General features: G+C 65.8%; 12 protein-coding genes. 7 read left to right on the plus strand and 5 right to left on the minus strand.

Features of this window, described 5'->3' with window-relative positions:
• Positions 1-115: 115 nt before the first annotated feature.
• From FZN60_RS02610 to FZN60_RS02630, 5 genes are all read left to right on the plus strand, one after another.
• A complete protein-coding gene (locus FZN60_RS02610; RefSeq protein ID WP_158870809.1) occupies positions 116-1,240 on the plus strand; it encodes an ABC transporter permease in 1,125 nt (374 codons plus the stop codon).
• On the plus strand, positions 1,240-2,028 hold the full coding sequence (locus FZN60_RS02615) for an ATP-binding cassette domain-containing protein (RefSeq protein WP_158870811.1): 789 nt from the start codon (positions 1,240-1,242) through the stop codon (positions 2,026-2,028). The genes FZN60_RS02610 and FZN60_RS02615 overlap by 1 nt, the downstream gene beginning before the upstream one ends.
• A gap of 29 nt (positions 2,029-2,057) precedes the next feature.
• Positions 2,058-2,843, plus strand: a complete 786-nt coding sequence (locus FZN60_RS02620; RefSeq protein WP_158870813.1) for a TIM barrel protein — start codon at positions 2,058-2,060, stop codon at positions 2,841-2,843.
• A 14-nt stretch (positions 2,844-2,857) separates the two neighbouring features.
• Positions 2,858-3,865 (plus strand): inositol 2-dehydrogenase, encoded by a 1,008-nt coding sequence (iolG, locus tag FZN60_RS02625; RefSeq protein WP_158870815.1) that lies wholly within the window; start codon positions 2,858-2,860, stop codon positions 3,863-3,865.
• Positions 3,866-3,947: 82 nt separating this feature from the next.
• Positions 3,948-4,748 carry a MurR/RpiR family transcriptional regulator gene (locus FZN60_RS02630; RefSeq protein ID WP_158870817.1) on the plus strand — a complete coding sequence of 267 codons (801 nt, stop codon included), beginning with the start codon at positions 3,948-3,950 and terminating at the stop codon, positions 4,746-4,748.
• Between the two features lie 327 nt (positions 4,749-5,075).
• Here the strand turns inward: FZN60_RS02630 and FZN60_RS02635 are convergent, their stop codons facing one another.
• The 3 genes from FZN60_RS02635 to FZN60_RS02645 all read right to left on the minus strand — a co-directional run bounded on the left by FZN60_RS02635 (position 5,076) and on the right by FZN60_RS02645 (position 7,216).
• The gene (locus FZN60_RS02635) at positions 5,076-5,267 is read right to left on the minus strand and encodes a hypothetical protein (protein WP_158870819.1); all 192 of its coding nucleotides are present in this window, start codon (positions 5,265-5,267) and stop codon (positions 5,076-5,078) included.
• A gap of 38 nt (positions 5,268-5,305) precedes the next feature.
• Positions 5,306-5,935 carry an SH3 domain-containing protein gene (locus tag FZN60_RS02640; RefSeq protein WP_158870821.1) on the minus strand — a complete coding sequence of 210 codons (630 nt, stop codon included), beginning with the start codon at positions 5,933-5,935 and terminating at the stop codon, positions 5,306-5,308.
• A 600-nt stretch (positions 5,936-6,535) separates the two neighbouring features.
• A complete protein-coding gene (locus FZN60_RS02645; RefSeq protein ID WP_158870823.1) occupies positions 6,536-7,216 on the minus strand; it encodes a hypothetical protein in 681 nt (226 codons plus the stop codon).
• A gap of 1,138 nt (positions 7,217-8,354) precedes the next feature.
• Between FZN60_RS02645 and FZN60_RS02650 the strand changes: the two genes are divergently transcribed.
• Positions 8,355-9,344 (plus strand): Lnb N-terminal periplasmic domain-containing protein, encoded by a 990-nt coding sequence (locus tag FZN60_RS02650; RefSeq protein ID WP_158870825.1) that lies wholly within the window; start codon positions 8,355-8,357, stop codon positions 9,342-9,344.
• 926 nt (positions 9,345-10,270) lie between these two features.
• Complete coding sequence (locus FZN60_RS02655; RefSeq protein WP_246726549.1) at positions 10,271-11,086, plus strand: MipA/OmpV family protein; 816 nt, start codon at positions 10,271-10,273, stop codon at positions 11,084-11,086.
• A 187-nt stretch (positions 11,087-11,273) separates the two neighbouring features.
• Here FZN60_RS02655 and FZN60_RS02660 read toward each other — a convergent pair whose 3' ends face one another.
• On the minus strand, positions 11,274-12,008 hold the full coding sequence (locus FZN60_RS02660) for a hypothetical protein (protein ID WP_158870827.1): 735 nt from the start codon (positions 12,006-12,008) through the stop codon (positions 11,274-11,276).
• A 422-nt stretch (positions 12,009-12,430) separates the two neighbouring features.
• Positions 12,431-12,574 carry a hypothetical protein gene (locus tag FZN60_RS02665; protein WP_158870829.1) on the minus strand — a complete coding sequence of 48 codons (144 nt, stop codon included), beginning with the start codon at positions 12,572-12,574 and terminating at the stop codon, positions 12,431-12,433.
• Positions 12,575-12,723 lie beyond the last annotated feature (149 nt).

Below are 12,723 nucleotides of genomic sequence, written 5' to 3' on the forward strand. Positions count from 1 at the left end.
CGGCCCCGGCGGGACCGGGCCGCTCCGTCCTCCGACACGTCCGGCCGCCGCGCACGCCGCCGTTCCCGGCGGCTCGGACGCGCGCGTCGCCAGTCCTTCGCAAGGAAGCGCCCCGATGTCCACGATCACCGAGAAGAATCCACCGCCGGGCGGCACGAGCGACGAGCGGCTGAGAAAGGCCTCGTTCGCCACCACCCTGCTTCGCCGGCCGGAACTCGGCGCCGTCGCCGGTCTCGTCCTCGTCTCCCTGTTCTTCGCCTTCACCGCCAACCCCGCGATGTTCACGCTCGCCGGCGTGATGAACTTCATGGCGCCGGCTGCCCAGCTCGGCATCCTGGCGGTCGGCGCCGCGCTCCTGATGATCGGCGGCGAGTTCGACCTGTCGATCGGCTCCATGGTCGCCTTCGCGGGCCTTGTCTTCGGCGCCGCCCTCGTCGTGTGGAACCTGCCGCTGCCGGTCGCGATCCTCATCGCCTTCGCGTTCGCCGTCGTGGTCGGCAGCGTCAACGCCCAGATCGTGCTGCGGACCGGGCTTCCCTCCTTCATCGTCACGCTCGCCTTCCTGTTCATCCTGCGCGGCCTCACCCTCGTCGGTCTCAAATGGGCGAGCGGCGGCTCGACGCAGCTGCGCGGCATGCGCGAGGCGGCGGCCGGCAGCATTCTCGCGCCGATCTTCTCCGGCGACGCCTTCGGCGGCCTCTTCACCTGGCTCGGCCAGGCCGGGATCATCGAGACCTTCCCGAGCGGCCTGCCGACCGTTCCAGGCATTCCCGTCGAGATCCTCTGGTTCGTCGTCATCGCGCTGCTCGCCACCTGGGTGCTGCTGCGCACCTCCTTCGGCAACTGGATCTTCGCCGCCGGCGGCGACCCGAAGGCCGCCCGCAAGTCCGGCGTGCCGGTGGACCGGGTGAAGATCATCCTCTTCATCGTCACCGCCTCCTGCGCCACGCTCGTCGCCGTCCTCACCGTTCTCGACGCCGGCTCGACCGACGCCCGGCGCGGCTTCCAGAAGGAATTCGAGGCGATCATCGCGGCCGTGATCGGCGGGTGCCTCCTCACCGGCGGCTACGGCTCGGCCATCGGCGCCTTCTTCGGCTCCATCGTCTTCGGCATGGTGCTGATCGGCCTGACCTACACCTCGATCGACCAGGACTGGTACCTCGTCTTCCTCGGCGGCATGCTGCTCCTGGCCGTCGTGTTCAACAACGTCATCCGCAAGCGCGTGACGGGAGAGCGCTGATGGACCGGACTGGAACGCCCCTCATCGAGGTCCGCAACCTCGTCAAGCACTTCGGCTCGGTGATCGCCCTCAACGGCGTCTCCATGCACGTCTCGGCCGGCGAGGTGCTCTGCCTCCTCGGCGACAACGGCGCCGGCAAGTCGACCCTCATCAACACGCTGGCCGGCGTCCACAGGCCGACGGCGGGCGAGTTCCTGATCGAGGGCAGGCCGCGGGTCTTCTCCTCGCCGCGCGACGCGCTGGAGGCGGGGGTCGCCACCGTCTACCAGGATCTCGCGATGATCCCGCTGATGTCGGTGACGCGCAACTTCTTCATGGGGCAGGAGCCGACGGTCGGCTTCGGACCCTTCAAGCGCATCGACATGAAGCGCGCCGACGACATCACCCGCGCGGAGATGAAGCGCATCGGCATCGACGTGCGCGAGCCGCAGCAGGCGGTCGGCACCCTGTCGGGCGGCGAGCGGCAGTGCGTCGCCATCGCCCGCGCCGTCCACTTCGGCGCCAAGGTGCTGATCCTCGACGAGCCGACCTCGGCACTCGGCGTCGCCCAGACCTCGATGGTGCTGAAGTACATCAACCAGGTCCGCGAGAGCGGACTCGGCGTGATCTTCATCACCCACAACGTCCGCCACGCCATGGCGGTCGGCAACCGCTTCACCGTCCTCAACCGCGGCAAGACGCTCGGCACATTCGCCAAGGGCGAGATCGCCATCGACGAGCTTCAGAACCTGATGGCCGGCGGCAAGGAGCTCCAGGCCGTCTCGGCCGAGCTCGGCGGCACCGTCTGACACCCTTCCTCCCGAACCAGGCATCACCCATGACACAGCCCTTCGCGCTCGCGGTCTGCGCGGAAACCGTCTTCGCCAAGCGTCCCGTTCTCGAGCGGCTGGAGCGCCTGACGGCGGCCGGCTTCCTCGTCGAGATCTGGGACTGGACGAAACACGACATCAAGGCGCTCGCCGGATCCGGCGCGACCTTCTCCTCCATGACCGGCTACGTCACCGGCACGCTCGCCGACGATGCCGGTGCGGACGAGCTGCTGCGCACCGCCGCGCAGTCGATCCCCGTCGCCAAGGAGCTGAACTGCCCGCGGCTCAACCTCCACGGCACCGGCCTCGACGGGCAGGGCCTGCCGGTGGTCAAGTCCGAGGTCGTTTCGGGCGCGATGTGGCTGAAGGCGGTCGACACGCTGCGCCGCATCGCCGACCTCGGCGAAAGGCACGGCGTGACCTTCGTCCTGGAGAACCTCAACGAGGCCGTCGACCATCCGAAGACGCCCTTCGCCAAGGCCGCCGACACGATCGCGCTGGTCGAGGCGGTGAGCCGCCCCTCGCTGAAGCTCAACCTCGACCTCTACCACGCGCAGATCGGCGAGGGGAACCTGATCGAGCTGTGCCGCCGGGCGCTGCCCAACATCGGCGAGATCCAGGTCGCCGACGTGCCCGGCCGCCACGAGCCGGGCACCGGCGAGATCAACTATCCCGCCATCGCCCGCGCGCTCGACGGCATGGGCTATCGCGGCGTGATCGGCCTCGAGGCCTGGCCCCAGGGCGACGACGAGCTGGCGCTGAAGCGCTTCCGCGACGCCTTCACCATCGCTTGAAAGGAACATTCCCCATGCTGAACGTCGCCCTCCTCGGCGCCGGCCGGATCGGCCAGGTCCACGCCCGCTCCATGATCGCCAACAAGGACTCGCGCCTCGTCGCCGTCGCCGACGTCATGGCCGAAGCCGCGCGGACGCTCGCCGCGAGCGTCGGGGCCGAGGCCCGCTCGGTCGAGGACATCCTAGCCGATGCGAGCATCGACGCGGTGCTGATCGCGACCTCCACCGACACCCATTCCGACCTCATCGAGCGGGCGACCGCGGCCGGCAAGGCGGTCCTGTGCGAGAAGCCCGTCGACCTGTCGCTGGAGCGGGCGCTTCGCTGCCAGGCCGCCGTCGCCGGCAGCGGAAAGCCGGTGATGATCGGCTTCAACCGCCGCTTCGACCCCAACTTCGCCGCGCTGAAGGGCGCGCTCGACGCCGGCGAGATCGGCCGGCCGGAACTCCTGTCGATCACCTCCTTCGACCCCGCGCCCCCGCCCGTCTCCTACATCAAGGTGTCGGGCGGCCTGTTCCGCGACATGATGATCCACGACTTCGACATGGCCTGCTGGATCATGGGCGGCGCGCCGGCCAAGGTCACGGCGGTCGGCTCCTCGATCGTCGATCCCGAGATCGGCGCGGCCGGCGACGTCGACACGGCGGCCGTGACCCTGTCCTGGGACGATGGGCGCATCGCCGTGATCAAGAACTCGCGCCGCGCCGGCTACGGCTACGACCAGCGCGTCGAGCTGCTCGGCTCGAAGGGCCTGCTCTCGGCCCGCAACGTTCTGGAGAACACCGTCGAGAAGATCACGACGAACGGCGCCTCCTCGGCCAAGCCGGTCTACTTCTTCCTGGAGCGCTACATGCGCGCCTACGAGGCGGAGTGGACGGCCTTCGTCGCGAGCCTCGCCTCGGGCGGCACCGTTCCGGTCACCTTGCGCGACGGCATCGCGGCGCTGGCGCTGGCGGAGGCGGCGACGCAGTCGGCCAAGAGCGGCGAGGCCGTCGCGGTCACGCCGCAGATGCTCGGGGCCTGACCCCTTGCCGGCGGGTGGAATCGCAGAGGCTCTCGGGCCTTCGGCGCCGCCCGCCGACTTCGATGAGCTGAAGGCCGCGATCATGCGGCGCAGCCGGGATCTACCGCCGCGTCTGCGGGCGGCGGCCGAGTTCTCGCTCGACCATCCCGACGACATCGCCTTCGGAACGGTGGCCTCGATCGCGCAGGCGGCCAACGTCCAGCCCTCGACGCTGGTGCGCTTCGCCCAGGCCCTCGGCTTCGAGGGCTTCTCCTCGCTCCAGGCGCTGTTTCGCGACCGCCTGCGCGAGCGCCATCCCGTCTATACGGATCGGCTGAAGGCGCTGCAGGGCGAGGACTCGCAGCCGCCCTCGATCCTGTTCGGCTTCGTCGCCGCCGCCAAGACCTCGCTCGACCGCCTCGCGACCGGCGTCGACCTCGAAGCCTTCCAGCGCGCGGTGCAGGTGCTCGCGGGGGCGCGCACCATCTACCTCGTCGCCAAGCGCCGCTCCTACCCGATCGGCGTCTACATGGCCTACGCCTTCGGCAAGCTCGGCGTGCGCACGCAGCTCGTCGGCACCGCGGCGGGCATCGACGAGGACATCCTGGCCCTGGCCGAGCGCGAGGACGCGGCCTTCGCGGTCTCCTTCTCGCCCTACGCCTCGGAAACCGTGGCGCAGGCGCGCGGCCTCGCTCGGCGGGGCGTGCCGGTGGTGGCGCTGACCGATTCGGCCTTCTCGCCGCTGGTGGAGTCGGCGAGCGAGTGGTTCGAGCTCGCCGAGGCCGACCACGCCGGCTTCCGCCTTCTGTCCGCCTCCATGGCCTTCGCCATGGCGCTGACGGTGGCGGTTGCCGAGGAGCGGCAGATCCAGAGGACCTGCCGCTCCAGCGGTTCGTCCCGATGAGGACGTGAGACTCTCCATCGGTTGGATAGCGACGTCGTCGAAGCCTTCGTCCCGTGGCCATCATGGCGCGGGGATCTGCGTTGCTCGCAGTCGAGACGCCTCCGATCCGCAGCATGTCAGTCGCCGCAGGCGTTGCAGGCGTTGCAGGCGTCGCTTCGAACGTCCCTGGCGGTTCGACCGCCCGTCCACTTCCCTCGAACACCGAAGACCTTGGGGGACGTTCAGACATCGATCGATCGCCTTTCCCGATGCCGGGATGTTCAGGGCAGCCCGATTGTCATCGGGAATGCGCCGCCTCGCCTCGTAGGAGGACTGCACCGTGATCGCTCAGGTCGGCCACGCTTCATGCACGGCGAAGATCCTTAGCCCTTCGCGGGACATCGCTCCGGTTCGTTGGGGCTCCAAGACTTCGCAAAGTTCATTGCGCGGCCCATCCAGCTGCTGCGCCGGCACCTGACGCGCCGAAGAGACCAGCATCAGTGCCAAGGCGAAAAGGCGCGTCGATCCGGGAAAATCCATGTAAGAACCCTCCTAGGCAGCCGGAAACGCGTAGCGCATCACCAGGGTCGATCGATCGACCCACGGCGGACACCCACGATGCCGCCCGGTCCACGGGTCACGGATGCGCCTCTGCAAGTATCGTCGGTGCAGTAGCCTGCCGCGGCGCGACCGGGCCGGATCGTCGCCGCGCCGCAGCCGTCGTCGCCGCATCCGGCAGCGGCTCGCGGTGCGCCGTAGTAGCGAGGCCACTCGCCGTACCAGGCACGGCCGCGGTAATGGGTGTCCCAGTAGGTGCGGTCGAACGGTATGACCGCAACGCCGAGGGCGGGTGCGACAGACGACGTGATGATGGTCGTCGAGCCGCGGTGGGTGACCTGAACATACCTCGCGGAAACCCAGCCACGCTGATGGCTCCAGGAGACGTCGCACCAGGAGACGCCGACGTCACATCCATGCACCAGGAGCGCGCTATGACCAGGAAGAGTCGCAACTACGGGATAGCTTGTGCTTGGTCCAGCGCGCATGTTCACGGAAGTGATGGAATACGCCGAGGTCTCAGCGGACGCCGTTGCTGGCACGGTCGCACCGGCGCCGACCACCAGGGCAACGATGAGAGCGTAAAGCGATTTTTTCTGACGCATTGTCGAAGCTTTCTCTGTGCCTTCTACAATTCGGTTGATCGACATGTCTATCTCGAAGGCTAGGGACGACATCTGTGATAGCGCCGCCGGTCCATGGAATATCAACCATCCGAGCGGTGAGCATCTTCACGCTGCTGGTTCGGGTCTCTGCTTCCATCGGATTCACCATGCCGAGCAGGAGAGGCGGATCACGGGGGTTCAGGGCTTTGTCTTGATCGCGTACTCGATCAGGTCTTGCTGACGACTGTCGATCGGATCGATCGGCGGTCGACCACATTTCAGGCTGGACAATCGATGTTGCCCATGCTGGATCGCCCACTTCGAGGCGATCCGATCACAAGCATCCTCAGCGGGCCTCAACCGTTATCTGATCTGCAGATGTCCGGATGCTGGTCAATTAAAGCATTTTATTATTTAATTATTGCCACTCGAACGATTTTAACTTCAAAGAGGACGGATACAACTTGGCGCGAGCGAGCATTCTCGCCGTTCCATCGGTTCTCCAAGCTCGCTCGCGCGGCGAGTCGGTGAGTCACGCGGCGTCCTTCCCCAGGAGGCCATTTCTTCGGCCCCGCCGCATCGGGCTTGAATTAGATCAAGGCTGGTCGGAGCGGCGTGAAGTCGCTGATCTAACAGCGATGAAGTTCATATCATGTCTGGACGATGTCCCAACGTCTGCGGTCCGGTCGGCCAGCGTGTCTCGATGTAGGTCGCAGATGGAGCGATTGCGACGATGTCATCGCAAAGATAGTCGACCAGATACTCAAGTCCAACGGAGAAATTCTCACTCACGTAGTAATCGACGTACCCGCATCCAGCTTCTGACAAGTCCTCATCGTCGTCGACGGATACCGTCGGATCAGGTTCCGCCTGAGCGATACGAGGAGAAGGAGGAATGGCGTGCTTGTCTTGGTAGAGGATGCTCCTACCCGCCAGGGCGGTCATGCGCTCGTCTTCGAATCCGTCCTCTTCCGGAACGCCGGCATCCATCATGAGGACCAACGTGTTCGAAGCGGAATTTCCATGCTGGCAGCGCAAACCACCTGTCGCGCCAACGGAAGATGTCGCCTCATCCCGGATCCCAGATCCTGACTTGGTGGGGCAGGACGCAAAGATGGCGCTTGCTTCGGATCGCCAGCCAAGTCCTGCCGGCAGCTTGTCCGATGTCATCTCGTCTCGGCCATGGACATGAATGCCCGGCGCAGCGAGGAGGGACTCGAAGGCGGAACCCTCCGTCCCGATGCGTCTGTCAAGAAGGTTCGTTGCGGCCGCAGCACCCGTTACGATCACCAGGGGCAACGCCGCCACCAGGAATTTCAGGCACATAGACAGTTCCTCGCATCTTGGCGGTCGATGGACTCGACCTGTCCGGAGACCGTTTGCCATAAGATACGGTACAGTATCAATACCTCGTCGGGCTTTTTAGCGGACGCTCGGCTCCGGCTGCAGGCCGCCGCGGCTTGTTCTGCGCCGATCGAGGTGCGGCGTGGGAGAACTGTGGGTAGATGGCCATCTCCCTGCCCGACCATCATCAGGCCTTGGTGGTGTCGGTGCCTCGCGACGGCCGTTCGATTGTGTCGGCGGGCGGAACGCAACGACCCGCAGAGCAGGAGGTGCGGCAGCGGCCGTCGCGCCAAGCCTCTGTCGATGGAGATAGGCAGCCGGCGAACGCCACGCCCGCGATCGGAGCCAGCCTCGGTTCCGGAGTCCCGTAACCCGCTCGCGCACCGGCCTCAGGCGGGAACCGGCTTCCGCTGCCGGAGCCGGCGGGCCTTGCGGGCTCGCGTGTCAGCTGCTGCTGGCTAGGTACACGAACGAACTTTCCCAAAACCAAGCATGCATGCACCACGGCATCGTCACATGTCGGCAACATGCCATCGATGTCGCTCCAGCGGTATTGATACGGACTCGTACTTTTGTTTATATCGGTGTGCTTCGGCGCCGCGAACAGGTTCGCGCGACCGTCGCTCGAGACGAGCCAGCAGGTCACATGGCTCGAAGGTCAAGTAACTGCCCGACTCAGGAACACGATGATCGAGAACATGCATGGCGCCATTGAGATGGCGACGGTTCCGCTGGCCGGTTCGGCAGGGCCTTTCCCAAGGAGAAACTCGCACGAGCGAGGGGCCAACGTCGCCGGCAAGGACGTCGACACGATGAAGACGCTGCCTGATGGCTCGGTCTCACCGCGCGACCTTATCCCACCCGTCGCGTTCCCATACGGACCCTTGGGCCGAGGAATCCGCTCGGCTTCGCCTGACGTTCTTCCCGTCGCTGCGTTGCAGCAGCCCCATCCCGAGCCCCCTACCGCGGCGTCTGGCCAAGCCATCCACGTGGCTCGATCCGGATCCACCCGGAAGGTTCCGACGACCGACGCCTTCCAGTCCAGCACCAGCCTCGGCGGGTCGCTCGACGCCATCGATGGCTCCCCAGAGACTGCGATGGGTCTAGGCCGGTGTCTTTGATGCGCGCGACACGCTGCATCGGCAAGGCTCTGCTGGCGCTCGCCGCTGTCGGCTTCTGCGCATGGAGCGTATTGGCTCTCTGGTATCAGGGTGACGGTCCAGACTCATCGCGCCTCGGGCTCATCCTATCCTGGTTGGGACTGCTCGTGGTCGCGTTCTGGCTCGACCTGGTTCGACCAAGATGGGGAGTGGCACTCGCGGCCGTGATGACCATGTCGTTCTGTGCGTGGTGGTGGACGATCGAACCCCGCCTCGACCGCGATTGGTCGCCGGATGTGGCACATATCGCCACGGGCAGCCGCGATGGGTCCGTCGTGACCCTCGACAACGTGCGCGACTTCGATTGGACGGCGCCGGACCAGGGCGTCGTGCGATGGCACAAGCGGCAGTACGATCTTGCGACGATCGCGAGCGTGGATGTCGTCCTGTCCTATTGGGGCATCGACGCGATCGCACATACCCTCGTGAGCTTCGGCTTCACGGATGGCCGGCACGTCGTTTTCTCCGTGGAGATCCGTAAGGAACGTGGAGAGGAATTCTCCTCCCTCGCCGGCTTCTTCAAGACATACGAGCTTGCCCTCGTAGCCGCAGAGGAACGAGACATCCTGTACCTACGAACGAACGTCAGGCGGGAGGACACATATCTCTATCCGCTGACGATGCCTCGCGAGGACATGCAGGCCCTGTTCCTCGAGTACCTGGATACCGGAAATCGCCTCGCCCGCGAGCCTGCGTTCTACGACACGCTGACTGCCAACTGCACGACGGTCGTGTTCGACTTGGCCCGCATGATCGAGCCGGGTGCTCCGTTCGACTGGCGAATCGTTCTATCGGGCTTCCTGCCGAGCTACCTTGCCGACTCGGGCGTCCTTGCCTGGGGTGGGGAGCAGGCAGACCTCGAGCGCCGCGCGGCGATCGGCGCGAGGGCGAACAGCATCGGCGCGGCGGCGGTCGAGAACTATTCGGACCTCGTACGGTCAAGACCATGATAGGGAGCCCCGACGCGCGTCTTCGATGGACGCCATACGCGCATGTCGAGATCGTGCGGGGCCAGGGTGCGGTCGGGATCCTGGAGGACGCCATGCCTGCGGGTCGCGCAACCGGAAGAAGCATGGACACTTCGCCTACTTCCATGGCTGAGCAGGGGTGCCGAGCCGCCTGCCCCGGTCGCTCGCCTCGGCGGAAATCTTCGACGTCGACCTGGACCTTGTCGCAGCCGGGGACGGTGCCGAGAGGCGAGCTTTCGCCACATGGCGGAGGAGCAGCTTCGGCTCGAAGAGCCGGATCGCTGGCAACCTGCCTCGGCTTGCGCGGGCGTTCGCCGGACGGCAGGTCGCTGCCGTTCCTCGTCTTCCATGACGAACGCCCTTTGGATCGCGGGTCCCAGGTCGACCTGGTCCGTGCAAGGCAGTCGGGCCAACCAGCGCTTGGACCCGTCTTCGATCCAACCGTCATCAGGAACATGATCGCCGACGTGTCGCGGCGACGATCGAGGTCGGTTGGCTCGACCAACAGCCTACGGGATCGTTCGAACAGGCGAGACTGCATGGCATAGCCGCAACCATGCCCGGGATGCGCCGTCCAGGTTGTTCGGCTCCGCTCGCAAGATGCAGTTAGAAGCTTCGCCGAGCGATCCGGGACCCCACCTGCCCACTGCATACGAAGCAGGAACGGCGGCGGCCTCCAAGGTCGTGCAGACCACCGAAATACAGTAGTCTTCTCTTTTGTGCGCCGACTGGTTTTCTGATCTTCCTCAAAATCGGATCTTTCAAATGAAGATCATTTCATTACAATCTAACTCGCGCCCTGCGCACGAGCATCTCTCAAAAAAATTTCGAACATCGACATCGACAATGCTCTTCAGCGTGATCGGCCGTCCTGGCATCGATCAAAAAGCACACACCGGAGATCGATCGTGAGCCGCGCCATCCTTCGTTTCGCCATTTTGGCAGTGTCCGCCGTGGCGTCCGTCCCGGCATCCGCCACCGACACACAGGCCGATCCGGCGGGCGTGCCACTGACGCCCGACGAGCGCATCGACGCCGTCTTCGAGCTCGGCGCGGGCGCGATGGTCTCGCCGGAATACGAGGGATCGGACGACTACGAGGCCTCGCCCTGGCCGATCCTCGGCCTCGACTATCTCTCCATCCCCGGCCTCGTCACCTTCGGCAGCATCAACCCGCAGGGCGGCGGCCTCTCGATCGGCCCGTCCTTCGGCTACGGCGGCGAGCGCGACGACGACGACCTCGACGGGCTGGACGACATCGACGCCACCTACGAGGCGGGCATCAAGCTCGGCTACGAGTGGAACAACGCCGAGGTCTACGGCGAGGCGCGCTACGCCTTCGGCGGCGCGGACGGCTTCGTCGGCGCGGTGGGCGCCAACGCCATCGCCCGGCCGAACCAGGCGCTGCTCCTCAAGGCCGGCCCGCGCGCCACCTTCGCCTCCGACGACTACATGAACACCTACTTCGGCGTCGATGCGGACGAGTTCGTCCGTTCGGGGGGCAAGTTCGACGCCTTCGAGGCCGATGGCGGCGTCAAGTCGGTCGGCCTCGAGGCCTCTGCCCGCTACGAGTTCGCGCCGACCTGGTTCCTCAACGCCGAAGGCTCCTACATGCGCCTCGTCGGCGACGCCAAGGACTCGCCGATCGTCCAGGAGGAAGGGTCGGAGGACCAGTTAACCTTCGGCCTCGGCCTGTCCAAGCGCTTCTCCGTCGACCTGTTCTGACGCGGAGCCTGCATCATAGAGGTCGTGCGAGCGACATCGCGACAGTGGAGGCGTGCCTCAGTTCAGGCGGATCAGGCGTCGACGGCCTTCACCAGCCCGATTCTGGATGGGCGCCAAACCTCGGCGCCGATCCGCATGACAACCTCTTGAGCGTGTTGATGAAGGCGGGTTCGCGTGATGGCGCCGGTCAACGGTTCAGGTTCACCTTCCAAAAATCCAACACCTCCCTCACTGCCTCACGGGGGTAGTTCGCAAAGTGGACGTTGCCCAGCAGCGCGGCAATCTCCCGCTTCCGCTTGGCCGCCTTGTCGAGAATGTACTCCGAGCATGGACCCGTGCCAGGCGGCAGGATGCGCCGTTTCGAGGTCGGCCAGCCTTCGGGGTAGCCCTCCGGGATCTCGCCGCCCCTCACGGCCGCGGCTTCGCGCTCGACGAGGGGATGCTCGCACGCCCAGCCGTAGAGGTGGAACGCGCAGACGCGCAGGTGACGCTTGATGGTCGGCACCGCGTCGGTGAAGCCCTTCAGCGGCGTGGGCAGGAGGACCATGTTCGCGACACACGAGAAGAAGCGGCGGTCGCGCACGATGTCGCTGCTCCCGACGAAGCGGTCGTCGTCGTATCCCCAGAGGTGGCACGTGGTCCAGTTGCGTGGGAACGGTCTGGCGATTCCAAGAGCCGACATCAGCGAGGCCTGAGCCGCCACGTTCCCTTCCACCTTCTGCTCGCCCTTGAGTGTGGTTGCCGGCGTGACCCAGTCGGCCATGAGAAGGGGAAGCTTCCTCGCCGTGTCGGGCCGCCATACGGGCAGTTCCCGGAAGACGGCCGGATGAACCCAGCGCGCCGTACGCGCGATCATCTCCATCACAACCGGGATCTCTTGCTCGATCTCCGAGAGACCGTCCGGAAGAATGCTTCGGCTCAAGCTTCGGCCTCCTCTCTGTCGTGGCCCATCGCGAAGTTACGCATCGTGTCCGAACGATTCCCACCGCCACCTCGCGGCGACCGTGTCGTGCTCGGAAAAGGCAGGTGACTTCCTGAGCCGTTCTAACACGATGAGTGAAGGTCGCTCGAGATCGTCGGCGATGTGCTCGGCCCGTCAGCCCCGGTCGCCGTTGAGCGCGACACGGCGACGTCTTTCGAAAGGAAGGCTCGAACTTCCTCCCCGCGCTCCCCCACAGCAACCATTCCATGGCCGACGTATCCGTCCACACGACTTCGCGGCCGTCGGTCGGCCTCGCCGCCGTCGGCATCCGGATCCCCTCCGACGAGGTCGCGGTCCCCCCGTCGGGTCTCGAGCAGACGTCGCGGACGGCATCGCTATGACCGCGACCTAGGTCGCCGGCATCACTCCTTCTGCGTCATGTGCCGTCTCAGCACCGCTACGATGTAGCTGGACAGAGACGATCCCTGCTTCTTGGCCAGCGTACGCAGCGCCTCGCGATCCCGGTCGGTGAGACGGATCGCGAGCGGATGCGTGACGTCCTCCAAGGCCTTCCGAGGGCGCCCCGGGCCGCTCGGCGACTTCTCCTTAACCATGTCGCCACCACCAGCTGGACGCAATTTTCGTATTCGCTATATCCATTTTTGCGAATACGAAAATTGCCGGCCGGCTCTCGGCCCGCAAGTCGAGAAGGGTT

It is taken from the genome of Antarcticirhabdus aurantiaca (genome assembly GCF_009765365.1).
Taxonomy (GTDB): Bacteria; Pseudomonadota; Alphaproteobacteria; order Rhizobiales; family Rhizobiaceae; genus Antarcticirhabdus; species Antarcticirhabdus aurantiaca.